The 23,324-nt window shown below is 60.2% G+C and carries 19 protein-coding genes and 2 tRNA genes; 7 read left to right on the forward strand and 14 right to left on the reverse strand.

What is annotated here, in order from left to right:
* The first annotated feature begins 279 nt into the window (after positions 1-279).
* The 3 genes from fcl (at position 280) to AC1DVM_RS04415 (ending at position 4,778) form a co-directional block, all read left to right on the forward strand.
* Positions 280-1,233 (forward strand): GDP-L-fucose synthase, encoded by a 954-nt coding sequence (gene fcl / locus AC1DVM_RS04405; RefSeq protein WP_477252354.1) that lies wholly within the window; start codon positions 280-282, stop codon positions 1,231-1,233.
* Between the two features lie 132 nt (positions 1,234-1,365).
* Positions 1,366-2,787 (forward strand): mannose-1-phosphate guanylyltransferase/mannose-6-phosphate isomerase, encoded by a 1,422-nt coding sequence (locus tag AC1DVM_RS04410; protein ID WP_477252356.1) that lies wholly within the window; start codon positions 1,366-1,368, stop codon positions 2,785-2,787.
* Positions 2,788-2,894: 107 nt separating this feature from the next.
* Positions 2,895-4,778, forward strand: coding sequence for a glycosyltransferase family 2 protein (locus tag AC1DVM_RS04415; RefSeq protein ID WP_477252357.1), 1,884 nt, complete (start codon positions 2,895-2,897; stop codon positions 4,776-4,778).
* On the opposite strand, the gene AC1DVM_RS04420 is transcribed toward AC1DVM_RS04415, so the two are convergent.
* The 7 genes from AC1DVM_RS04420 to AC1DVM_RS04450 form a co-directional block, all read right to left on the reverse strand.
* Positions 4,748-6,340 (reverse strand): glycosyltransferase family 2 protein, encoded by a 1,593-nt coding sequence (locus AC1DVM_RS04420; RefSeq protein WP_477252358.1) that lies wholly within the window; start codon positions 6,338-6,340, stop codon positions 4,748-4,750. The two genes, AC1DVM_RS04415 and AC1DVM_RS04420, sit on opposite strands and share 31 nt — an antisense overlap.
* Before the next feature lie 23 nt (positions 6,341-6,363).
* Complete coding sequence (rfbA, locus tag AC1DVM_RS04425; RefSeq protein WP_477252360.1) at positions 6,364-7,251, reverse strand: glucose-1-phosphate thymidylyltransferase RfbA; 888 nt, start codon at positions 7,249-7,251, stop codon at positions 6,364-6,366.
* A gap of 26 nt (positions 7,252-7,277) precedes the next feature.
* Entirely contained in the window at positions 7,278-7,835 is a 558-nt protein-coding gene (rfbC, locus tag AC1DVM_RS04430; protein WP_477252362.1) for a dTDP-4-dehydrorhamnose 3,5-epimerase, read from the reverse strand.
* A 431-nt stretch (positions 7,836-8,266) separates the two neighbouring features.
* Positions 8,267-10,282, reverse strand: coding sequence for a glycosyltransferase (locus tag AC1DVM_RS04435; protein WP_477252364.1), 2,016 nt, complete (start codon positions 10,280-10,282; stop codon positions 8,267-8,269).
* Positions 10,283-10,417: 135 nt separating this feature from the next.
* The gene (locus AC1DVM_RS04440; protein WP_477252366.1) at positions 10,418-11,104 is read right to left on the reverse strand and encodes an ABC transporter ATP-binding protein; all 687 of its coding nucleotides are present in this window, start codon (positions 11,102-11,104) and stop codon (positions 10,418-10,420) included.
* Between the two features lie 83 nt (positions 11,105-11,187).
* A complete protein-coding gene (locus tag AC1DVM_RS04445; RefSeq protein WP_477252368.1) occupies positions 11,188-11,970 on the reverse strand; it encodes an ABC transporter permease in 783 nt (260 codons plus the stop codon).
* 145 nt (positions 11,971-12,115) lie between these two features.
* On the reverse strand, positions 12,116-13,423 hold the full coding sequence (locus tag AC1DVM_RS04450; protein ID WP_477252370.1) for a nucleotide sugar dehydrogenase: 1,308 nt from the start codon (positions 13,421-13,423) through the stop codon (positions 12,116-12,118).
* A 397-nt stretch (positions 13,424-13,820) separates the two neighbouring features.
* Here AC1DVM_RS04450 and AC1DVM_RS04455 point away from each other — a divergent pair, with 397 nt between their 5' ends.
* A complete protein-coding gene (locus AC1DVM_RS04455; RefSeq protein WP_477252371.1) occupies positions 13,821-14,705 on the forward strand; it encodes a glycosyltransferase family 2 protein in 885 nt (294 codons plus the stop codon).
* A gap of 49 nt (positions 14,706-14,754) precedes the next feature.
* Here the strand turns inward: AC1DVM_RS04455 and AC1DVM_RS04460 are convergent.
* A tRNA-Gln gene (locus tag AC1DVM_RS04460) sits at positions 14,755-14,829 on the reverse strand.
* Between the two features lie 155 nt (positions 14,830-14,984).
* Here AC1DVM_RS04460 and AC1DVM_RS04465 point away from each other — a divergent pair.
* The 3 genes from AC1DVM_RS04465 (at position 14,985) to AC1DVM_RS04475 (ending at position 17,161) form a co-directional block, all read left to right on the forward strand.
* A tRNA-Pro gene (locus AC1DVM_RS04465) sits at positions 14,985-15,061 on the forward strand.
* Positions 15,062-15,351: 290 nt separating this feature from the next.
* Positions 15,352-16,167, forward strand: coding sequence for a class I SAM-dependent methyltransferase (locus AC1DVM_RS04470; RefSeq protein WP_477252372.1), 816 nt, complete (start codon positions 15,352-15,354; stop codon positions 16,165-16,167).
* Positions 16,168-16,408: 241 nt separating this feature from the next.
* Positions 16,409-17,161: a hypothetical protein gene (locus tag AC1DVM_RS04475; RefSeq protein ID WP_477252373.1), complete on the forward strand. Its 753-nt coding sequence runs from the start codon at positions 16,409-16,411 to the stop codon at positions 17,159-17,161.
* Between the two features lie 53 nt (positions 17,162-17,214).
* Here AC1DVM_RS04475 and mnhG read toward each other — a convergent pair whose 3' ends face one another.
* The 6 genes from mnhG to AC1DVM_RS04505 are packed head-to-tail and all read right to left on the reverse strand — an operon-like array spanning position 17,215 to position 23,275.
* Positions 17,215-17,592 carry a monovalent cation/H(+) antiporter subunit G gene (mnhG, locus tag AC1DVM_RS04480; protein WP_477252374.1) on the reverse strand — a complete coding sequence of 126 codons (378 nt, stop codon included), beginning with the start codon at positions 17,590-17,592 and terminating at the stop codon, positions 17,215-17,217.
* A complete protein-coding gene (locus AC1DVM_RS04485; protein WP_477252375.1) occupies positions 17,589-17,870 on the reverse strand; it encodes a K+/H+ antiporter subunit F in 282 nt (93 codons plus the stop codon). Before AC1DVM_RS04485 ends, mnhG begins: the two co-directional genes overlap by 4 nt.
* Positions 17,867-18,355 carry a Na+/H+ antiporter subunit E gene (locus AC1DVM_RS04490; RefSeq protein ID WP_477252376.1) on the reverse strand — a complete coding sequence of 163 codons (489 nt, stop codon included), beginning with the start codon at positions 18,353-18,355 and terminating at the stop codon, positions 17,867-17,869. The genes AC1DVM_RS04485 and AC1DVM_RS04490 overlap by 4 nt, the downstream gene beginning before the upstream one ends.
* Positions 18,352-20,001, reverse strand: coding sequence for a monovalent cation/H+ antiporter subunit D (locus AC1DVM_RS04495; protein ID WP_477252378.1), 1,650 nt, complete (start codon positions 19,999-20,001; stop codon positions 18,352-18,354). The genes AC1DVM_RS04490 and AC1DVM_RS04495 overlap by 4 nt, the downstream gene beginning before the upstream one ends.
* Positions 19,998-20,342: a Na+/H+ antiporter subunit C gene (locus tag AC1DVM_RS04500; RefSeq protein WP_477252379.1), complete on the reverse strand. Its 345-nt coding sequence runs from the start codon at positions 20,340-20,342 to the stop codon at positions 19,998-20,000. Before AC1DVM_RS04500 ends, AC1DVM_RS04495 begins: the two co-directional genes overlap by 4 nt.
* On the reverse strand, positions 20,342-23,275 hold the full coding sequence (locus tag AC1DVM_RS04505; RefSeq protein WP_477252381.1) for a monovalent cation/H+ antiporter subunit A: 2,934 nt from the start codon (positions 23,273-23,275) through the stop codon (positions 20,342-20,344). Before AC1DVM_RS04505 ends, AC1DVM_RS04500 begins: the two co-directional genes overlap by 1 nt.
* Positions 23,276-23,324 lie beyond the last annotated feature (49 nt).

Consider the following 23,324-nt stretch of genomic DNA (forward strand, 5'->3'; position numbering starts at 1 on the left):
AAAACGCCTGATATCACCCTTTCGGTGTCGAACTAAATCGAAAATGCGGCCGCGCATCCGTGGAGCTAATAGTGCCATGCTGGTCGGGTCGTTGCTTCGAACGCCACCCCGTGCAGTCGCTATGGCCGCCCGGTTCTAGACATCCTTTGTTTGGTTGACGCAGGCAGCGGGGCGTTGAACGGCCACCTGTCGTTACCTTGCTTTTAGACCGTCGCTGCCTGTAGAACTCACCCCCGCCTGTCTCTATCAAGCGCGCAGGCGACATTTGGAGCAGTCGACATGTCGGACTTTCGGCTCAAGGATAAACGCGTCTGGGTCGCCGGCCACCGGGGAATGGTGGGGTCGGCAATCGTGCGGGCATTGTCGCTGAAAGGCGTTCACGTCCTGACGGTGGACCGCAATGCCGTGGATCTGCGCCGTCAGAGCGATGTCGAGACTTGGATGGCACGGGAACGGCCGCAGGCCGTGATCCTCGCTGCGGCCAAGGTCGGAGGAATCCTCGCCAATTCCACCTATCCGGCCGACTTCCTGTACGACAACCTTGCCATTGAGACGAACGTCATCCACGCCGCCCATGCGATTGGCACCGAGAAACTGCTTTTCCTCGGCTCCACCTGCATCTATCCGAAATTCGCCGCGCAGCCGATCAAGGAAGAGGCGCTCCTGACAGGCGCGCTCGAGCCGACCAACGAGTGGTATGCCATCGCCAAGATTGCAGGCCTCAAGCTCGCGGAATCCTATCGTGTGCAGCACGGGCGGGATTTCATCTCCGCCATGCCGACCAACCTCTACGGGCCTAACGACAATTTCGATCTCGCCAACAGTCATGTGCTACCCGCGCTGATGCGCCGGATCCACGATGCGAAGTCTGCTGGAAGCAAGGTGGTGACGATCTGGGGGACTGGCACGCCACGGCGGGAATTCCTGCACGTCGACGATCTGGCGGATGCGGCCGTTTTCCTGATGGAACGCTATTCGGATCGGCTCCATATCAACGTCGGTACGGGTACCGACGTCAGTATTGCCGAGCTTGCCGGTGAGATCGCCACAGTGGTCGGCTACAAGGGTGATTTTGAATTCGACAGCTCCAAGCCTGATGGCACCCCTCGGAAGGTGACCGACATCACACGCCTGCGTTCATTGGGCTGGGAGCCGAAGAACCAACTCCGGGACGGGCTCGAAAAGACCTATGCGTGGTTCCTCGACCATCACTCCTCCCTGCGGGTTGCCTAACGACGATATCGTTCGCGTCGTTTCGGTGGCCTCGGACGCAGTTGCAGGCGCGGAGAAATTGGCTAAGAAGGTCGATGATCCGACGTCGCCTGGCACCTTCCGTACGGGTGGCAGCCCCTGGGAATCCGCCATATGACCGCCTCGAGTGCCGACATTGTTCCCGTCATCATGTGCGGTGGCTCCGGTACCCGACTGTGGCCGGCCTCCCGCGAGAGTCTGCCCAAACAGTTCCTTAAACTGCTGGGCGACCTGTCGACCTTCCAGATGACTGCAAGGCGCGTCTCGGAGACCGGCGTGTTCCAGCGTCCGGTCGTCCTGGCCAGCAACGACGTTCGCTTTATCGTCGCCGAACAGCTCGCCGAGATCGGCCTGAGCGCCGACATCATTCTCGAACCGACCCGGCGCGATTCAGCGGCTGCCGTTGCGGTGGCGGCCTGTCAGGCTGCCAAACGGCAGGGGGACGCCGTCGTGGTGATTCTCGCGGCGGATCATATCATCGGTGACGACGCCGCCTTTGTTGAAGCCTGCCAAGCAGTTGGACGGCTAGCGCAAACAGGCAAGATCATGACGATGGGTATCCGGCCAACATTTCCGGCGACCGGTTATGGGTATATCAAGCCGGGGGAGCAGATCGCCAAAACCGGTGCGTTTCTCGTGGACCGGTTCGTCGAGAAACCCGACGCAGCGGTTGCCGAGCGTTACATCGAGGAGGGTTTTCTCTGGAACAGCGGCTACTTCGCCTTTCGTGCGCTGACGATGCTGGGCGAACTGGAGCAGTTCGCGCCGGCCATTCTTGACGCCGCGCGGTCGGCGCTTGAGCAAGCCGTCTCGGATCTGGATTTCGTGAGGCTCGATGAGACCGCGTTCCAACGCGCTCCAAAGAAATCAATTGACTATGCGGTCATGGAGAAGACCACGAAAGCGGGTGTTCTTCCGGTTGAGTTTCCGTGGTCAGACATCGGAACCTGGGGTCTCCTATGGGAAGCTTCGGATAAAGATGTCGACGGCAACGTGATCCATGGTCAGGTCGAACTCCTGGATGCGAAGAACAACTACGTTCACAGCGAACACCTCCTGGCGACCGTGGTCGGGTTGGACAATATCGTCGTCATCGCCCAGCAGGACGCAGTGCTGGTTACGAGCCGGGAAAAATCCGAGCGGGTCAAGGATCTCGTCACGCAGTTGAGGGCCAGCAAGCGCCCCGAATCGGACGAGCATCTTCGGATGTATCGTCCTTGGGGATGGTATCAGCGGATCGACCTCGGGCCTCGCTTCCAGGTCAAGCGGATCTTCGTCAAACCCGGCGGCCGGCTGTCGCTCCAAAAGCATCATCATCGGGCTGAGCATTGGATTATCGTCAAAGGGACCGCTGAAGTGACGGTTGACGCGAAAGTCCTTGTTCTCCACGAGAACGAGGCGGCCCAGATCCCCATCGGCGCAGTACACCGCCTCGTCAATCCGGGTCTGATCCCACTCGAGATCATCGAGGTGCAGGTAGGCAGCTACACGGGTGAGGACGATATCGTGCGAATCGAGGATTCGTACGGCCGATAGCCTGCCGGCGACTCGGGCGCGAGCTACGCTTGCGTATATGGATCGCGACTCTATAGGGTCTCCCCTGAACCGCCGAGCCCGGTCGTACGCCAGACAGATCCTGATAGATGTCAATTGCAAAGCACATGAAGCACGTCGTTCCGACTGGGGCACGTGTCTACATAAAGAGAAAAATACCCAAAACCGTCGAGCAACTGGCGATTGGGCTCGATCTCATTCCGCTTGTTCTGGACGCCCGGAACTGGCCGCGACTGCTCAACCCAAGGCCCCTGCCCCACCCCCTCTCCAGCAAGATGTGGTGCGGTTTCGGCGATGCGGCCGCTGATATGCTTGAAGATTTCAAGCTCTCTGCGCGCGGGCGATCCTGGGTTACCGCTCCCGTCGCGTGGTCCCTTGCCCTGTGGCATGCCCACCAGGGAAATTACCGCCGGGCACTCGACAATCTTCTCCTTCTGACGACGGCCTCCCCCAAGTACCGCCGGAGCGTCTACACGCAACTCATGGTGGTCGATTGCCTGCTCAAACTCGACCGACCCCAAGAAGCGCAGACCTGGCTGCAATGGGCTTCGAAACGCACGCAGGGAAAAGCCGAACTCCACTACTCCGAAGCGAATATCCTTTATGCCCTCGCGAGCAAGGGAGGAAACCCGGTAGCCGCCGATTCCGCACGTTTGAATCTCCTCAACCGAGCCTACGCCGAAGCAGGCTTCTCGATCATTCGGAAAAAGAACGAGGCGGCGGCGCTGGCCCTGGACAACATTGAGGCCGCTCAGCCCCGGCCCGCGGATTCCCCCGTCAAGCTCAGCATCCTGATGCCCGCCTATAATTGCTCCGGCACGTTGTCTATCGCACTACAGAGCATTCTCGATCAAACCTGGCGCAACCTCGAGGTCGTCGTCGTGGACGATCAGAGTCAGGATGACACCTGGCGCGTCATACAAGGTTTTGCCGCCCTCGACACTCGTATCATACCCATTCGCCACGACCGCAACGGGGGTGCCTATGCGGCGAGGAACACTGCGCTCGCAAACGCCACCGGCGAGTTCGTCACCGTCCACGATGCGGACGACTGGTCGCACCCGGAGAAATTCGCCGCGCAGATGATTGCCGCGATGGCGGAGCCGCTGACCCTCAATACCACCATCGGCGTTCGCGTGTCGCAAGATCTCAGGTTCGACGTGAAGGCCAACATGGCTGGAATGCTAATGGAGAATACGTCTTCGCTGCTCTTAAGGCGTCAAATTCTGGTCGATCTCGGTGGATGGGACAGGACCCGCATGGGGGCGGATTCCGAACTATATGAACGCGTGAAGGCCAAGCACGATCTTCCAACCAACAAGCTGTTTCCTGGCGTTCCGCTAACACTGATCCTGTTCAGCGGAACCTCCCTCACTCAAACCAAGGCCGCAGGTCTCGCCACCGTTAATTATGGCGCGCGTCGTCAGTACAAGGAAGCCTATCGGTTCTGGCATGCGACTGAATTGAGCAAGGCCGAGCCCAACCTGAAGATGACCGAGGATCGGCGTTTCCCCGCGCCGCGCGTGATGCTGGGCTTCAAGGGCGTCATCGAGGACATCGATGCGATTTTTGTGGGTAATTTCGCCGATCGCGACCGTTCGTTTGAGCAGGACATCGCCGCTTGGCAGAAAATGTCGGATGCCGGCCTTAGGCTCGGCATCTTGCACTGGCCAACCTTTCGACGGGCCGAGGCCAATATTGCGTCGCCGATCCGCGCGGCAATCGCCGCGAACCTCCTCGAGAACATCGTACCTGGCGAGATCGTTGCGTGCGAGACGGTAGTTGTGGAGAGCGCTTACCTGCTCGACATTCCGCCCGCCCCTCTCGCGGAAGTCCGCGCGAAGCGTGTTTTTGTCCTGGGCAAGGAAATATCCGAACAGCAGCAGCTCACTGCGCTGCGCGTGTTCGGTCACGCCGCCACCGCGATCGAGACATTCGACATTCAAGCGCTCGTGGCACCGATCACCGGCTGAGGCAATAACGCGTCAGGAGCCGGAAATGGGCGCCGCTCCAGTGGAAACGGCATAAAGAGCCGCGAGTTGGATTCATGCCATTGTCCGAACGCCCTGCGATACGCGCTTCGCGCCGGGCTGAAGAGGCCGAGTTCGCTATCGATCTCGAAAACACCGCTGCCTGAGAGCGTGGCATCCGACCAACTGACGAATGAGAGAAGCTTGTCGAGTTTTCGGATGCCCTGTCGACCGAATGCGCGTTCCAGGCGCAAATGGAACTCCCCGTCGCCGGCAGCGCGGACGGAATCATACCACCCGATCTTGTCCATCACCGGTTGTCGACGGAACATCAGGGACGAAGCATCGGGCCTGAGATAGCCGTTCAGCGCGCGAAAGCCGCGTTGGGCGGAACAGCGGATATGTTCAACCCAGGTCGCGATAATCGCATGATCGCGCTGCAACTCGGCAACCGCTTTCGCTATCTTTTGCGGATGAGCCCAATCGTCCGCATCTTGGTTGGTGACGAAAGCTCCGGCCGCCGTCGCGAGGGCGGTATTTCTCGCAACAAACGCGCCCGAATTCTTCTCGATGGATATCAGGCGCAAGCGACTGTCTCCATCGCAGAACCGCGCTGCAATCTCTGCGCTACCGTCGAAGCTGCCATCATCCACGACGATTACTTCGAGATTTCGGTAGCTCTGGTTGCAGATGGATTCCAGCGCGTATCCGATGGTCCCGGCGCTGTTATGAAATGGCACAATGATCGAAACGAGCGGCCCTTCCACTTCCGCCGCAGGTTGACAACCCGGTCGCAGGTTCTCGCAAGCGAGCGGCGCGGCATCATCCTTCAGCGCGACCAAGCCGAGATCTTGACTTGCGAGAACCCTGTTCAACGCTTCGCACTGCCGGTTGAAGCGACCGGCGAGAAAATGAAGCTGCGCGTCAAAGATGTCGAGTTTCATCGCAGTACGGGCATCGTGGGCCTCATTCCGGAGCGAGTTCTCAATCCTTCGCGACTCTGACTCACGACCCCTCGCGCGGAGATAGTGGGCACATTTCAGAAGGTCATCGAAGTGGCTTGCAGCAAGTGCCGAAGCATGGTGAGCCACGCGCTCGACCGTTGCGCGGCCTATGGCACCACCCAACGCCTCCGCGATGGGGTGCACCCTGCAGAGAAATTCCGGCACCCCGTCCCTCTCGGGCTCCTTCAGCGTGCTCTCGATTGTCGTTTTAACAATGTCCATGTTCCTGAGATTCGCCGACGCGATGAGATAGACGTAGCGGCAAACCAAATCGCGACTAAACTCGACCGGCATTGCCCTGTAGGCCTCGGACAGTTCGTCAAACCGGTGAGACGTGAAATAGCAGCTGAGCAGCGCTTTCCAGCCGCGTAACTGCTTTCCCTCGAGCGATGCCAGATAGTCTGCTGCGGCGTTGAAATTGCCGGCTTGCATCAACTGTCCCGCACGTCCCAACGCTGCCGTCTGGCGATCGGGCGACATCGCTCTCAACCGGAAGACCGCGCCCCGCACAAAGGCGTTTTTTTTGAGTTGCGCTGCAGCGTTTCGAACGAGTCGTTTCATGCGGGAGGTGACCTGCATTTTCCTTAGACGTGATGCGTCTGTTCGGCATCCCGCGCAATGTGAAGCAGATATTGCCCGTAGGTGCTTTTAGCGAGGGTGGTACCGAGGGCGACGAGTTGCTGCCGGTCGATCCAGCGTGCGCTGTAGGCGATCTCCTCAGGGCAAGCGATCCGGTAGCCTTGGCGCTTCACGAGAGCACGCACGAACTCAGCTGCCTCAACGAGGCTGTCCGGCGTTCCCGTGTCGAGCCAAGCATAGCCGCGCCCCATGACCTGGACCTGTAGTTCACCCTTCTCAAGATACACACGGTTCACGTCTGTGATTTCGAGTTCTCCCCGCGCTGACGGTTTCAAACCAGCCGCGATATCGACCACCTGTCGGTCATAGAAATATAACCCAGTAATCGCCCAGTTCGATCGAGGATCCTTCGGCTTTTCCTCGATGGAAAGTGCGTTCCCGTCCCGGCCGAACTCGACGACGCCGTAACGCTCCGGATCGGTGACGTGATAAGCAAAAACGGTGGCGCCTTCACTTTTCTTCGCTGCCGATCCCAGCAACTCGGTGAGGCCATGTCCGTAGTAGATGTTATCGCCCAGAATCAGAGCCGATGGTCCGCCGGCGACGAATTCCGCACCGATGATGTACGCCTGGGCCAGCCCTTCCGGCTTCGGCTGCTCTGCATAGGAGAGACGAACCCCCCATTGATCGCCGCTGCCGAGAAGTTGCCGAAATCTCGGCAGATCCTCCGGCGTCGAGATGATCAGGATGTCCCGGATGCCCGCGAGCATAAGCGTTGTCAGCGGGTAATAGATCATCGGCTTGTCGTAGATCGGGAGCAATTGCTTCGAAGTGACATAGGTCATCGGATGCAGCCGGGTGCCGCTGCCTCCGGCGAGGATAATGCCCTTCATGATCGTACCTCGTTCAACATTGCTGGCTATGAAAAATGGGCTGGCAACTTGGCCAGCGTTGGGTGGCGGCGATCCTTGTCGGACAAGACAGCGCGGGATGGTTCGACGGGCCACGTGATACCGAGAGCCGGATCGTCCCACCGCAGACCGTGATCATGAGCCGCGGAGTAATAGGCCGAAACCTTGTATTGGATCTCGGTATCGGGCTCGAGCGTGCAGAAGCCATGGGCAAATCCCACAGGCACGAAGAGTTGGTGGCCAGTCTCGGCGGATAGTTCGACCGCAACATGCCTGCCGAAAGTCGGCGACGAGTGTCGAAGATCAACGGCGATATCGAGGATCCGGCCGCGAATCACGCGAATGAGCTTCGCCTGTGCAAACGGCTCGCTCTGGAAATGCAGGCCTCTGACCGTGCCAGCGGAGGCAGAGAAGGAGTGATTGTCCTGCACAAACTCCAAATCGATCCCCGCTTCGGCAAATCGTTGCCGATTGTAGATCTCGGAAAAAAAGCCGCGCTGATCGCCGATGCGCTGCGGATTGATGATCCTGACATCCGGCAACGCCGTCGGCTCCACTGTCAGCACAGCATCCCTCCTCAATCTATTGCCACTCCCGAGAATTAGGCTTCGCAGCTCGTCATTCGAATCGGGAGACCGACGATCGTGACCGGGCAGAGCGGACACGTGGAAAATCTCCATTTCGCGCCGGATCGAGAGACTCGGCGCCACCTCTTCCACAAGCTGACAGATGGAGCAAACGACGTCGATGCTCTTGCGCTAGCTTGCAGACGACGATCGATCCTATGACCCCAACGCCTCCGGTGACCAAATATCTCTTTGCCGTCATCGTTGCGCGCCTTTGTCCCCAGGGGCTGGGCAAAGCCCTCGCCTAGCAAGGGCGCCCCGCTCCTGCATCACGTGCAGGGTACTAGCCTATCACGGTAATATCGTCCACGGCTTCCGGCCTCCTCCCGACTCGAGGGGCGATAAGCCACGCTCAAAGTGGCGTTTCAACTTCAGGTAGCGGCCCTCGATCTCCTCCTCACCGCTGCCGATTGGAACAAGCACCCGGCCTCCTTGCGTATCCGCCCCAGCGCGGGATGCTCCTCCACTTGGCGGTAGGCGCCTCGGATCCTTTCGGCGCCGTAGAGTTCCCGCAGCCGCTTCCAGGCCTCGGCCATGTGGACCACGCGCTTTTCCTCGTCGATGCTCCGTGACTTGCGATGATAAACGAAAGTGTTGGTCGCAACGGCGAGTTCGAAGCCGGCTGCAAGAGCCCGGAAGCAGTAGTCGTTCTCTTCACCGTAGAAGAGCTTGAAATTTTCCTCGTCGAAGAGGCCGATGCTTTCGACGACCTCTTTCTTGATCCCAAAGCAGAAGCCATGGATCAGCGGCACGCGAGGAAGGAGATCCGCATCGCTCCACGACTCACAGGCTATGTCGAGATCCGCAAGTCTCATGCCCACCGGCAATGGGTTGATCGCAGTGTTCTTTCCAGTGCCTTTGATTTGAGGAATTGACTGAGCGCCGGCCGCGTTCGAGAGCGGGCCCACAATGCCGATCCTGTCGCTTCGTCTGGCTGCATCGAGCAGCTTCAAGGCCCAGTTCGGGCTTACGATCGTGTCACTGTTGAGAAGAATGCGAAAGCCTGCTTCGGCGGCGGCAAGCCCGCGATTGGCCGAACGGGTGTAGCCTAGGTTTTCATCGTTCTCGATCAGCACAATCCGGTCTCGGACTGCTAAGCCCCGCAGATATGAGGCTGTCTCCTCATCGGAGCAATCATCGACGATGATAATCCTGTGACTCGGCAGCAGGTTCGCCCATGCTGCGTCGAGACAGAGGCGGACATCTTCCAAAGCGTTGTGAACGCACACGACGATATCGACCGGAACGTCGCTCAGAGGTTCAAGCCGCTCGCTCTTCACATCGGCGAAGGAGCGCCCCGCCAAGGGACTCGCGAGCGTGCCAAGCCGGAGGAGGTCCTCCGGAATCAGCAAGGCGCGTGCTAAGCTATGCCTGAAATACACGAAATCCTGATGATCTCTGACTGAGGCGCCCTGCGGCAGAAGCGGTATCACCAAGAGATCAGGATATCGATAATTGACCCATGCCAAGCCGAGTTGGTCCCGGCGGCTAAAACCTTCGATCTGTTGCCACCAGAGGTGAAGGGCATCCGCTGTCTCACGCTTTCCGAGAGGAACGATCATAAAGCCGGTTTCGAACAACGGTTGCTTGAGCGGCAGGCCGGCCTTTCTGTAGTGCTCAACTTGTTTGTCGATGAGCTTCGGAGAATCCTTCTTGAGCCGCTTGCAGGCCTCTGCCTCGTCATAGAAGCAGGCGCGATGCGGGTGCGATATAAGACCGAGGGCAGCGTCTTGTTGCTCGACCCGGTCGACGTAAGGGCGGAGATCCCCTTTCAGGACGATGTTGGCATCGAGCCAGACAGCAGTGTCATGGGTAGGGAAAAGATCGTGCGGGTGCATCTTGACCCAGCGGGCAATCCTCGTCGGGTCAGGGTGATAATAGGGGGACGTTCGCATTTCCCAGACGCCGTAATCGTTTCGCGGACGATCTGTGAAGCACACATAATCTACCTCGGGATCAATGCGATCCGGAAGAAGCAGGTTATCGTGTTCACCGAATATGGCCGTGTAATGGACGATGCGTCGGCCAGTTGAGGGAGAGGCACGGTACGCGGAGATCTGCTCTGTCACATCGGGCCTGATATGCCAGCGATTGTCGAATAAGGTTTGCGCAGCGGCCTTCGGCAGGCCTGTCACCAACAGGTCCTTCGTACGGTCGAGAGTGCGCTGCGCCCGTGCAGCCACTCCGGGGATTCGCCGGGCCATACTGCGTAAGGGCCCAGTCAATGTCCAGGACAAGGAGCCGCGAAGTGACTTGATCTCTGTTTGCAAGCCCCGGATCGTGGCCCGCAATTCAGCGATCTCGTCCTTTTGTCTTCGAAGTTGCTCCTTCAGGAAACTCGCGTCGCCAGAATCTTTGTCCCGTGAATGAAGATCATCCTGGGTCATTTGTCACTGACCTTCCCGCTCAGCACAGACCGGCGCTTCCACGGAAGGCTTGAGTCGGTGAGCCCGCGAGGGCAAGACGCTTGGGCCAGTTCCATGGGGGTTTCTGCCTATCCTACTGATATGGAACACGCCACCTTACTTGGCCTCTCCGCCCGTGGACGCCGCGTAGCTTTCGATGATGTCGTCGAGGGGGCCGAACGCCTTAATACGGCCGTGCTCCAACAGAAGAGCCTTGTTGCAGAGCGACCGCAGGACCGTGTTCGAGTGGGACGCCAACACGAGAAGCTTGGATTCCTGCGCGAAGTTCTCAAGCTTCTCGTTGGCCTTTTTGAAGAATCGGGCATCGCCCGTTGCCACGACCTCGTCCAGCAGCAGAATATCGGTCTCCACATGGGTCGAGATGGCGAAAGCCAAGCGTGCGCGCATGCCGGACGAATAGGTCCGCATGGGCAGATCGAGGAAGTCTCCAAGTTCGCTGAAATCGGCGATGATATCGGCTTTTTTCTTCAACTCGGCCTTGCTCATTCCCAGGAAAAGACCCCGGATGAAAATGTTGTCGTAGCCGGTCGAGTCCATGTCGAGGCCAAAACCAAGATTCAAGAGCGGCGCAACGCGCCCTTGCACGGTGACGCGGCCATGCGTCGGAGCATACAGGTTGGCCATCACACGCAAAAGAGTACTCTTGCCAGCACCGTTATGTCCCAAGAGAGCGAGCCGATCGCCCGGTTCGAGCGTCAGCGTGAGTTGGTCGAGCGCCCGCACGACCATTTGGCCGGCTTGTCCGGCAGAGAGCTGCCCCCCGACGGGCTTGTCCTGAGACACCGAGCGCGGCCTGTCGGATTTTGTGGCTCGAACTGGAAATTCGAGCGTAACATTGTCAAGCTTTATCAGCGCCATCGTTCACCTCAAACCCAGAACGCGACCCGCCTACGCCAATGAGCGTATACTGGCACGGTGATTCCCCAACCAATCAGCGTGATCGCCAAGGTGACTGACCAGATCAATGAATTCGGAACTTGTCCCAGCAGCGGGGCGCGCAGCAGCTCTATGAAATAATAGAAGGGATTGAAATCTACAAAGATCGTGCGCAGTCCGCTGACACTATCCGGATACCAGAGGATCGGCGTCACAAAGAAGGCGAGGCGCATGGCGTTGGGAATTAGTTGTCCCAGGTCTCTATAGCGCACGTTGATCAACCCCAGCAGGAGACCAACCCATATCCCGTTCAGCAACACGAGCGCCAGGCCGGGGAGAACCAGCACGACATTCGGGAACGGCGAAACCCGAAAGAGAACAAGAACGGCGACATATACGAGGGAGTTGAAGCCAAGGATAATCAGGTTTTTCCAGATCAGTTTGTAGACGTATACCGTCGCGGGTACGGCGATCTCGCGGATCGCAGAGGCATTGCTCACGAAGGCGTCTTTGCCTTCGATCACCAGTGCCTGCAGTAGCGTCCAGATCATGTAGCCGGTGACCAGATGGGGGATGTAATCCGACATGGGGCGTCCCATGATCCCGCCATACAGGCTGCCGATGCAGGCTGCGACAAAGGCCAGGCTGAGCGTGTTCCAGAACGGTCCGATGCGGGATCGACGATGGCGCGTTTGCACGTCCCGCCATCCAAGCGTCATCCACAGTTCGCGCCACCGCCAGCCGTCACGAACCTCGCGCAGCACGTCCAACATTTTCGAACCGTCGGTTCTCAACTTCGATTCCCTGCTTCCATCAAGCTTGAGTTGTCGATCCGAGACAGGGAACGGCTTTAATCTTGCGCCGACTCCCGAGGACCAATTGACTAGTCATCATCCTGAATATGGTCACGTCTGCAGACTATGCCTTCACCACATTGCTGCGCACGCCGAGATATCGCCCGCGTGTATCGACAATGAGCTTCGCGTGCCTCTCGATTGCATCGTAGTCGAAGCGATCATGGTCGGTTGCGAGCAGCACGAGATCGTAGCCTGCAAGCTCCTTCTCGGTGGGTTCAACACTGTCGAGATGGAACGCGTAGCGGCGCATCTTCGGAAATTTTGGGACATGGGGATCGCTATAGGCGACGTCCGCGCCCTTGGCCCGAAGCAGACTCATGAGCTCGACGGAGGGGGATTCGCGCATGTCATCGACGTTTTTCTTGTAGGCAATTCCGAGAACGAGGATGCGGCTGCCCTTGATCGACTTCCCGCGGGCATTGAGAGCGTCCGTGATCTTCTGGATCACCCAATCGGGCATCGTGCTGTTGATTTCGCCGGCGAGCTCGATGAATCGCGTGTGAAGGCCGTATTCGCGGGCTTTCCAGGTCAAGTAGAAAGGATCAATCGGGATGCAGTGCCCGCCAAGGCCGGGACCGGGATAATAGGGCACGAAGCCGAACGGCTTTGTGGCGGCGGCGCGGATGACCTCGTGGATGTCGATCCCCATGCGGTCGGCAATGATCTTCATCTCGTTGACGAGGCCGATATTGACCGCCCGGTGAATGTTTTCCAGAAGCTTCGTCAGTTCGGCCGCTTGGGTGGAACTCACTGGCACGACCGTGTCGATCACCTGGTCGTAGAGCGCGATACCGGCCCTGAGGCAGGCGGACGTGACGCCGCCGCAGACCTTGGGAATGGTGCGGGTGCTGAACTTGGCATTGCCCGGATCCTCGCGCTCGGGCGAGAAGACGAGAAAAATGTCTTCGCCCACAGTGAACCCGGCCGACTCGATGCGGGGTTTCAGCTCCTCCTCGGTCGTCCCGGGATAAGTTGTGCTTTCGAGCGAGATGATCTGACCGGCGCGCAGATGCGGCACCAACGCGTCGACCGTGTTCAGCACGTAGCTGAGATCCGGCTCGCGATACTTGGAAAGAGGGGTCGGAACGCAAAGGATCAGCGCGTCGACGTCGCGGGCTTGGGAAAGATCGGAGGTGGCTGCGAAGCCGCCCTCCAGAGCCTTGGCGATGCCCTCCGACGCGATATGCTCAATATAGGTCTGGCCCCTGTTCAGCCGGTCGACCTTGTTCTGGTCGACATCGAACCCGATGACCTTGTAGCCGGTCTCGGCATACCGCAACGACAGGGGAAGCCCGACATAGCCAAGCCCGACGATCCCGATGACAGCCGTTTTCTCGTTCAGTTTTTTGACAAGGGCATCTTGATTCATAGGAAATCCCGGCTGACCTTCCTGGACCGATCTGTTCCCAGTCTCCGCTGGATGAGCTAGACGTTGTGCAGGGTTTGATCTCCGAGGCGATGGCCGACTTGGAACGGCGGCTTGCAATCGGCGAACCTGACTGGCCGCCGCTATACCCGCTCTGACGGCGTGCAGCAACCCTTACGACAACTTTATCCTGGATGGCGGCTGGTCCCGAAATCGGGGCGCAAGCCGTTGAAGCCACGAGCCAATTTCCGTTCTGGCACTCTCCGCGTCGGCGAATGCAAGGCTGCCGATCAGTCCTGCCTCGGCATGGCTGGACGCGCCCGCGGATCGATTGCTTGCCGGCTTCCAAGGATTGCTTTAGTCGACCGGATCGGCGCCGCATTCGGCTTGGAGAAGTGAGATGCCTGTCCTGGCCGTCGTGGTCACCTACCAGCCGGACATGGACCTCCTCGCGACCGTCCTCAACGCGGTTCGTCCCCAAGTCGGTGGTCTTGTTGTCGTGGACAACGGATCGGACAACGCCCAGGAGATCGCCACCCTCACTGCTGCGATGCGGGCCGATTTCCACGGTTACGATCACAACCGGGGGATCGCCGCGGCGCAGAACGAGGGGGTCCGACGCGCACGCCGCGGGGGATTTTCGCACGTGTTGCTCCTCGACCAGGACACCGTGCTGGGACAAACGGTGGTTGCCGATCTGTCGCGACAGCTCCAAAATCTCGACAAGGCCGCCGCCATCGGCCCAGCCTACCATGAGATCAACAGCAAGAAGCGAACGCGGGCCTACCGGGCGGACGGCATTCTCATCCGACGTATCCCCCTTGGAGAGCAGGTCGATCCCGTTGCGACGGACTTCATCATCGCTTCCGGGTCGTTGCTTCCCCTCGACGTCCTCGACAAGGTCGGGGACTTCAACGAGGCGCTTTTCGTCGACGTCGTCGACACGGAGTGGTGCTTTCGGGCGCGGGCGGCCGGATTCGGCAGTTTCATCTCACCGAGAGCCGTGGTCGACCATCGCCTCGGTGCCGGTACGCTCCATGTGGGATTCCGGCGGATCGCTGTCCACGCACCCATCCGCAACTATTACTGGGTCAGAAATGCACTTTGGCTCGCACGGCGGTGCTACACGCCCTGGGCGTGGAGGCTATATTTTATCAGCCGCAGCCTTGGGTTTCTGCTCCTGTACCCGCTCTTCGCCGGCGAGCGCGCGACGCGATTCCGGCTCATCCTCCAGGGCATCCGCGACGGGCTCAGGGGCAACCTCGGGCCGTATGAAAGGAGATAGTGGCATTCGAGAAGGCCGCAGTCGGCCAGAATTCTCAAGCCAGTCATGCTGGCTGGGGCGCCAGGATTCGAACCTGGGAATGGCGGTACCAAAAACCGCTGCCTTACCACTTGGCGACGCCCCAATGCCTTGCGCGGTGCGGCTGTTCTTAATCGTCGCGACCGCCGCTGGCAACCGGCATCTGAGGGACAATCCGATATCGCCGAATGCGCCATTCTGTGCTTGCGGGGCACCCCGCCGCCGGTTATAAGTCCGGCCTTCCCGATGATTTGAGAATGTCGGAGTGTAGCGCAGTCTGGTAGCGCACCACGTTCGGGACGTGGGGGTCGTAGGTTCAAATCCTATCACTCCGACCATTACTTAGCCCCATGCCAGAGGGGCCGGCCGACAGATACGGCCCAAACGTCCGTCCTCCCAATCCCTCCCGTTTGACCTTGGAGCGCATTCACGCAACCGGCGATTGTCACGCGCCTCCGCATCCGTTTCGCACGGGAGCGCCGAATAAGCTTCCGCGAGAAGGGCCCAGGCGCACACCGCGAAGCAAATATATAACGACGACTGCGGGTGGGGCGGGTGCGCACCGGCGACCTTTCATTGCGATTGAAAGGTCGCTACACCGCTGGCGACTCCGCCGTGAGAGGAAACTATGCCAGCACTCGACCGACAATTCTCTTCGTGGCTGAAGGGTATAGCCTTCGAACTCGATTTTTGGGACAGTTGGTTTCGGACCAAAGGCCGCGAATGGCCAGAGGATTACGCGCGACGGGTTCAGCGTACCAGGGAGGCAGAAGCGTGGTTTCTTAACCCTCGTTCTGCCCCACCACGCCTGATTCGAGTCCTGATCCGTCTATTCGGCCGTGTTCCAAAGCCTTGGTCGCTGAGAATTTTGGATGTCGGCGCCGGGCCGATCTCTGTCCTTGCACCCTACTACCGGGGCCTGCCCCTCAACATAACCGCTGTTGACCCGCTTGCCCCTTTCTATGCCGAATTTGCCAAACGCTACCGTGTAAAGCGACCTATTGAGACCCAGCAAGGATCAGCGGAAGATCTGACAGCTTACTTCCCGCTCGAGTCGTTTGATATCGTCCATTGCCAGAACGCACTCGACCACTCGTTCGATCCTGTGCGAGGAATCGAGGAAATGCTGCTGGTGACAAAAATGGGCGGTCGACTTGGCCTTGTTCACAACCGGAACGAAGCGGAGACGGAGAACTACCAAGGGTTCCACCAGTGGAACTTCGATGTGCGGGACGAGCACTTCATTATCTGGAACAGGGAGACCGAAGTCGACGTTTCGGCTACTTTCGCAGCCTACAGCGATATCAAGGCGTTTCGAACAGGCGAGACCGTAAGCGTATTTTTCAAAAAGCGACGCAAGATGCGCGTCGACCTGTCCAAACGGCACCAGGAACGAGTGAGAGACTTATTGGCGGCTGCGCTCAGCGCGTTCGCCGCCAAGTAACTTGGCGGCTTCAGCCCTCGAGCGCTACCGTTGGCGGGCATTGTTCGGTCTATGAAATTACGTTAGGGAAGAAGTAATGATTCGGCGCTCCGCGCCCCAATCGCGATTGTGCCTATTTATGACCCACCCACTCGTCATTTCGATTGCCCGGCGTCTGCCATATTCCTCCCGGCTACTGCGGAGAATTGACGCTCTTCATACGCAACGAGATCGGGCTTTGAGGGAGAATGCCGCCCTTAAGGTGGAACTCGCCACCGCGACGGCGTCTCTCAATTCGCGGGACGAAAAGGCGGCTGGTAATCCCCTGCGAGCCACGCAGCAATTCGACCACCAGCAAGCTCAGAAATATGAAATGGAACATACGCTCCGCTGGGTCCGAGAAAACGCCGATTGGGTCTGGCCCCTTGTTGACAAAGGCGCAGGGGCGGCTCGTGAGGTACATGAGCTTCTTTTGAAACAATTTTTTGGTGGAGATGCGAAGAACTGGAATGACTTCGCAAGCAGCCTCGAGAACCGATCCGTTCTTGATGTCGGCAGTGGGCCTGTTCCAATGCCCGCCATGTGGCCTTGGGCCGGGAAACGGAATGTAATTGATCCGTTGGCCGATGCCTATGACGATGCGGTCACCGCCATGTTCGGGAGAAGTTGGTGGGATGGAATCGCTCGATTTTCAACCCCAGCGGAGGTCTTTCATGAAGACCTGAAAGGGGCTGTCGATGGCGCAATCGTCTGCAGGAACTGCCTCGATCATTGCGCCGAGCCGTATCTTATCCTTTCGAACATCGCTTCCTATGCTGCGCCCGGTTGCGCGCTTCTCCTCTGGAGCGACATCTACCACACTGAAGGGCATGACCACGGCCATACGGACATTACTCGTGATGTCTCGGCCTTCCGCCGCCTGGTCGAAAATCTCGGGTTTGAGATTGTTCGTGAAACCCCTCACGAACCCAACAGAGACACGATTCAATTCGGGTGCTTTGCCATAAAGCGCTAGACTTTGATCTCAGTCGATTTCGGAAATCTATCACCACGCGGTCTGCGTTGCTCTCAGGTCGACCTTCCCTCGTTGACATCCGACATGGCGTCCACGACCGGCACTTCGTCGCTCCCCTCCGTCCGATCCCGATGAAGCGCCGCGCGGGCGAGAAGCATGAGCGTCACCGGCGTCGTCAGCGTCACGAACACGGCGATCAGGATCTCATGCACCGCCACGCGCGAACCGAGCACCGAAAAGTAGGTGATCGAGGCGGCGAGAACCGCCACCATGCCGAAGGTCGTGCCGAGCGTCGGGGCGTGGACGCGATGGTAGAAACTTTCCAGCCGCAACAGGCCGACCGAGCCGATGAGTGTCACGACCGAGCCGAGAAGCAGGAAGAAAGCGGTCAAGAGCGCAGCCCAGACGGGCAGGTCCGATGCGTGCATCATTCGATCACCTCTCCGCGCATGAGGAATTTGGCGATCGCCACCGTGCTGACGAAACCCAGCAGCGCGATGATGAGCGCCGCCTCGAAATAAAGAGTGCTGCCGGTGCGAATGCCGAAGGTCACCAGCAGCAGCATGGCGTTGACGTACAGCGTGTCCAGTCCGAGCACGCGGTCTTGCGCGCGCGGTCCCCTGACGAGGCGAACCATGGCGCAGCCCGCTGCGAGACACAGCAGCACCTGCGCGACGGCGACGCTCCAGATGAGGATGTTCGCGCTCATTGAAAGATCTCCAGCAGCAACCGTTCGTAACGATGCTTGATGGTCCGAACCCAGGCCTCTTCGTCCACGAGATCGAGGACATGGATCAGCAGAACGCCTTTCGCCGGGTCGTAATTCACCCAGATCGTCCCCGGCGTCGACGTGACGATGCAAGCCAGCACCGTCAGTCCGTAGCGGTCGCGCAGGTCGAGGGGAATCGTCATGAACCCGGCATTTTTCCCCGGTTCGCGGCGAAAAAGGATGATCGACGCGACCGCCACATTCGACCGCAGGATGTCCGCCACCACATAAGACGCGAGCTTAAAAATCGCAGCCGGGCGGCGGATCCGAGGCGGCGGCGGCCGCAGAGCCGCGAGAGTCCATGCGGCGCCGACGGCGATGATGGCGCCAAGAATCAGATGGCCCGCCGAAAGGCTCTGGTTCAGCAGCAGCCACAGCACCAGCAGCGCTGCCGACAGCAATGGAAAGGGCAGGAAGCGGCTCATAAGGCGCCCTCCCCCTTCGGCTCGGGGACCGGTGGCACGCCCAGCACGGAATGCGCGTAGATGGGCGGGTTCTGGAGCGCCTGAACGGTCGCCTCCATGTAGCGCATCGCAGGGCCGGCCAGAATGCTTAATCCGAGGCAAAAGAGCAGCAGCGTCGCGATCGGCAGAACCTCGATCAATCGCACCCGGGGGATCGCCGTTTCCATCCTGGCCCAAAAAGTCGTGATGCCCGACCGAGTCAGCGCAATCAGCGCCGCCAGCCCCGACAGAAGGAGCAATGCCGCCAGAACCCAGGCCGAGGGCGCGATTCCGATGTCCGGCATGGAGGCGGGTCCGGAATTGAGCATGCCGGCCAGCATGGCGAATTTTGCGACGAAGCCGGACAGGGGCGGCAGGCCGGCGAGCAGCAGCGCACAGCCGACGAAACTCCCGCCCAGGATGGCGATCGTCGCGGGAATGGCGATGCCGACCTCCTGCTCTTCGTCGAGGTCGTCCTCATCGATGTCGCCATACACCTCCATGGTGACGGCCAGCACGTCCGCGCCCGGGTCGCGCAGGCGCTCGACCAGCTCGATCAACAGGAAGAAGGCGCCGATGGTGAGCGTCGAACTGACCAGATAGAACAGCGCGCCGCCCATCACCACATTTTGCCCCGTGCCGATCGCCGCCAGCAGCGTACCGGCCGACACAAGGACGCTGTAGCCGGCAAGGCGCGACAGGCTCTGTGAGGCAAGGACCCCGATGGTTGCAAAGGCAAGCGTGGCGATGCCCCCCAGCAGCAACCAGTCGCGGCCGAACAACGCGAACGCGCCCGCGCTTTCGCCGAACAGCAAGGTCGAGAGACGCAGGATCGCGTACACGCCCATCTTCGTCATCACGCCGAAGATCGCTGCGACCGGCGCGCCCGCGGCCGCATAGGTCGTGGGAAGCCAGAAGCCCAGAGGCCACATGCCGGCCTTGACCAGAAAGGCGACCCCGAGAAGTGCCGCGCCCGCCTCGAGCAGCATCCCGTCATCCGCCGAGACGTTGGGAATTCGCATGGCAAGGTCGGCCATGTTGAGCGTGCCCGTCACGCCATAGATGAGGCTCACACCGATGAGAAACAGCGACGAGGCCGTGAGGTTGATGGCGATATAGGCAAGGCCCGCCTTAACCCGCACGGTTCCGGCACCGTACAGGACGAGACCATAGGACGCCGCGAGCAGCACCTCGAAGAAGACAAACAGGTTGAACAGATCGCCCGTCAGGAAGGCGCCGTTCAGCCCCACGAGGAGCAATTGAAACAGCACATGGAAGCGCTGGCCAACCCGATGCCAGCGGGCGAGCGAGAAGGCCAGCGCCGCGCAGGCGAGCAGGCTCGTGACCGCGAGCATGAGCGCGGACAGGCGGTCCACCACGAGAACGATCCCGAAAGGCGCCTGCCAGTTGCCGAGCTGATAGACCGCCACGGCATCGGCTCCGGCAGGCGCCTGCGCGTTGGCCATCCTCATCAACAGCACGGAGATGAGAAGCAGCGCGAAGGTCGTGGCCATGCTGATCGTCGCCTTGACGGCGCGGTGTCGCTCCTCGATCAGCAGCATCACCATGCCGACGACGAGCGGGAGAAGGATCGGCATGACGATCAGGTGGTCCATCCATCCGGTCATCGGCTGTCCTCACGCCCATCCACGTGGTCGGTGCCGGTCAAACCGCGCGCGGCGAGAAGCACGACGAGAAACAGCGCCGTCATGGCAAAGCTGATGACGATGGCCGTGAGGACCAGCGCTTGAGGAATCGGGTCGGTGTAGAGGGACGGATCGGGCAATCCGGTTCCTTGAAGGACTGGCGGGGCGTTGGTGCGCAGGCGGCCCATGGCGAAGATGAAGAGATTGACCGCATAAGAGAGCAGCGACAGGCCGACGATCACCTGAAAGGTGCGCGGGCGCAGCAACAGCCAGACGCCCGAGCCCGTCATGACGCCGATGGCGAGGGCAAGAACGATTTCCATCAGCCCATGCCCTTCGTCTCGATCCCGTATGCGGGAGCGGACCGTCGCGGCGGACGTGGCCGGCGGATGGATTGGTGGGCAATCGCGATCAAGGTCAGAACCGTCGCTCCCATGACCACCGAAAAGACCCCGAAATCGAACAGGACCGCGCTGGCCAAAGGTATGGTCCCGACCACCGGCAGGTCGACATAGCGTGAATGCGACGTGAGGAACGGGTAGCCGAAGGCCCACGCGGCCATCCCGGTCGCGGAGGCGAGAAGCAGGCCGACACTCATCCAGCGGATCGGCCGGATGTCGAGATGCGCCTCGACCCACCGCGTGCCGCCGGCCATGTATTGCAGGATGAAGCCGATCGACATGGTGACGCCGGCAACGAATCCGCCGCCCGGAAGATCATGTCCCCGCATGAACAGATAGGCGGCAAAGACGATGATGACGGGAAACAGCCACGTCATGAGCACCGACGGAACGAAGAGATAATCCGAGACCGTATCGCCTGTTTCGCGCTCGGGACGCGCGTCGTCATAGGCGTTCTGGAGCTGCTGCTGCTCGGGCTTGGCCACGCTCTCGGGTGCCGGGCGGAACCGGCGCAGCAAGGCATAGACGGTGAGCGCCACGATCGCCAGGACGACGATTTCGCCAAGGGTGTCGAAGCCCCGGAAATCCACCAGGATGACATTGACCACGTTGCGTCCGCCGCCTTCCGAATAGGCCTTCTCGACGAAAAAGCGCGAGATCGTTTCTGGCAGCGGCCGCGTCATCACCGCATACACCACCAGCGCGATTCCGCTTCCCGCCGCGATCGCGAGAGAAAGATCGCGGACGCGCCGCGTCCTGGCATCGAACGTCATGACAGCGGCGTCGCCGCTTTCGAACACGCGTTTGGGCAGCCATCGCAGACCGAGAAGAATCAACACCGTGGTGACGATCTCAACCAGCAGCTGGGTCGCGGCGAGGTCGGGGGCGGACAGCCACACGAAGGTCACGCAGGTCATCAATCCGGCGCCGCTCATCAGGATCAGCGATGCAAGCCGTTGATATTTTGCCTGATAGGCTGCGCCCACGGCGCACACGCCACCGATCATCCAGAGCAGCAGGAATGTCAGGTCGAAGGGACTTGCTGGCTTCAAACCCGCCAGGAGTCCCTGGCTGTAGAGCGGCCAGAAAGCGGCGAGCAGCGCCACACCCACGAGCAGGCGCAATTGCGGCTGCAGGCGCTGTGTCCCGAGCCGGCGCTCGAGCGCCCTCGCCCACCGCCACGACAGGGTGACGATGATGTTCTCGAAGATGCGCTGTCCCTTGAAGCGCCGGACGAAAGGCGGACCCTCGACGCCGCTCGCAAGATAGGTCTGCAGGCTGTGATAAAGCACGACGCCGCCGATCAGTGCGATCACGCTCATCAGCAGCGGCAGGGTGAAGCCGTGCCAGACCGCGAGGCTGTAGGCCGGGGTCTCCGGGCCCAGAACGGCCCGCACCGCGGAGGCCAGGAACGGGCCGATCGTCAAGGATGGAATTGTGCCGACCACCACGCAGGCGAGAACCAGGAACTCCACCGGAAAGCGCATCCAGTGCGGCGGTTCGTGGGGCGTGCGGGGGAGGTCCTTCGGCGGCGGCCCGAAAAAAACACCGTGAATGAAGCGCAGCGAATACGCCACGCTGAACATGCCCGCGAGCGTTGCGATGTAGGGGAGTGAGTGATCGAGAATCGTGTTGACGTGATTCTCGGCCGCCTCCGCGAAGAACATTTCCTTCGACAGAAAACCGTTGAGCAACGGCACGCCGGCCATGGCGGCGGCCGCCACCATGGCGAGCGTCGCGGTGATGGGCATGAAACGATAGAGCCCGCTGAGACGCCGGATATCGCGTGTCCCGGCCTCGTGATCGATGATTCCTGCCGCCATGAACAAGGACGCCTTGAAAGTGGCGTGGTTGATGGTGTGGAAGATCGCCGCCACCGCAGCGAGTGGAGATCCGAGGCCGAGAAGCAACGTGATCAGTCCCAGATGGCTGATGGTCGAATAGGCAAGCAGCCCTTTGAGGTCGTGCTGAAAAATCGCCGCGTAGGCGCCCAGAAGGAGTGTGCTCGCCCCCGCCGATACCACCAGATTGAACCACGCATCGGTGCCCGCCAATACCGGCCACAAGCGGATGAGGAGAAATACGCCCGCCTTCACCATGGTGGCCGAGTGCAGGAACGCGGAGACCGGCGTCGGCGCCGACATGGCGTGGGGAAGCCAGAAATGGAACGGAAATTGTGCGCTTTTCGTCAGCGCGCCGAGGAGGATGAGAATCAGTGTCGGCAGATAGAGCGGGCTGGTCCTGATCGCCCGGCCGGATGCGAGCACGCGATCGAGGTCGTAGCTGCCGACGATGTGGCCGAGCAGCAGGATTCCGAAAAACAGGCACAGCCCACCGGCGGCCGTGACCGTGAGGGCCATGCGCGCACCGTCGCGCGCTGTTCCGCTGTGATGCCAATAGCCGATGAGCAGGAACGAGAACAGGCTGGTGAGTTCCCAGAAGAACACCAGCTGGATGAGATTGCCGGACAAGACGATGCCCAGCATCGCGCCCATGAAGGCCAGAAAGAACGAGAAGAAGCGCGGAACCGGATCGTCCGGCGACATGTAGTAGCGCGCGTAGAGGACGACCAGGAAGCCGATCACCGTCACCAGAACGGTGAAGAGCCACGAGAAGCCGTCCAGGCGGAGTGTGAAATCGAGCCCGAGGCTGGGCATCCAGGGCACCACGAGCCGGATCACCTCGCCTCCGGCGACCGCCGGATAGAGCAGGATCGACAGGATGGCGCCGACCAGCGCCGTTGCGCCGGCCAACAGCGCTGCGGAATTGTGAGCCTTCAGCGGAAGAAACGCCGCAAGGAGGCTTGCGGCAAACGGTGCTGCGATGATGACAATCAGAATTATGTCATTCGACATCGTTTTGGGTTCACCTTCCGGAAAGTTCGGGCGCACGGCCTCCGACGAT

This window comes from Microvirga sp. P4_A5 (genome assembly GCF_056402495.1).

Bases quoted from the DNA above. Each gene is read 5' to 3' on its own strand.
- fcl (WP_477252354.1), top strand. From the start codon at position 280: ATGTCGGACTTTCGGCTCAAGGATAAACGCGTCTGGGTCGCCGGCCAC.
- AC1DVM_RS04410 (WP_477252356.1), top strand. From the start codon at position 1,366: ATGACCGCCTCGAGTGCCGACATTGTTCCCGTCATCATGTGCGGTGGC.
- AC1DVM_RS04415 (WP_477252357.1), top strand. From the start codon at position 2,895: ATGTCAATTGCAAAGCACATGAAGCACGTCGTTCCGACTGGGGCACGT.
- AC1DVM_RS04420 (WP_477252358.1), bottom strand. From the start codon at position 6,340: ATGAAACGACTCGTTCGAAACGCTGCAGCGCAACTCAAAAAAAACGCC.
- rfbA (WP_477252360.1), bottom strand. From the start codon at position 7,251: ATGAAGGGCATTATCCTCGCCGGAGGCAGCGGCACCCGGCTGCATCCG.
- AC1DVM_RS04435 (WP_477252364.1), bottom strand. From the start codon at position 10,282: ATGACCCAGGATGATCTTCATTCACGGGACAAAGATTCTGGCGACGCG.
- AC1DVM_RS04445 (WP_477252368.1), bottom strand. From the start codon at position 11,970: ATGTTGGACGTGCTGCGCGAGGTTCGTGACGGCTGGCGGTGGCGCGAA.
- AC1DVM_RS04450 (WP_477252370.1), bottom strand. From the start codon at position 13,423: ATGAATCAAGATGCCCTTGTCAAAAAACTGAACGAGAAAACGGCTGTC.
- AC1DVM_RS04455 (WP_477252371.1), top strand. From the start codon at position 13,821: ATGCCTGTCCTGGCCGTCGTGGTCACCTACCAGCCGGACATGGACCTC.
- AC1DVM_RS04470 (WP_477252372.1), top strand. From the start codon at position 15,352: ATGCCAGCACTCGACCGACAATTCTCTTCGTGGCTGAAGGGTATAGCC.
- mnhG (WP_477252374.1), bottom strand. From the start codon at position 17,592: ATGATGCACGCATCGGACCTGCCCGTCTGGGCTGCGCTCTTGACCGCT.
- AC1DVM_RS04485 (WP_477252375.1), bottom strand. From the start codon at position 17,870: ATGAGCGCGAACATCCTCATCTGGAGCGTCGCCGTCGCGCAGGTGCTG.
- AC1DVM_RS04490 (WP_477252376.1), bottom strand. From the start codon at position 18,355: ATGAGCCGCTTCCTGCCCTTTCCATTGCTGTCGGCAGCGCTGCTGGTG.
- AC1DVM_RS04495 (WP_477252378.1), bottom strand. From the start codon at position 20,001: ATGACCGGATGGATGGACCACCTGATCGTCATGCCGATCCTTCTCCCG.
- AC1DVM_RS04500 (WP_477252379.1), bottom strand. From the start codon at position 20,342: ATGGAAATCGTTCTTGCCCTCGCCATCGGCGTCATGACGGGCTCGGGC.
- AC1DVM_RS04505 (WP_477252381.1), bottom strand. From the start codon at position 23,275: ATGTCGAATGACATAATTCTGATTGTCATCATCGCAGCACCGTTTGCC.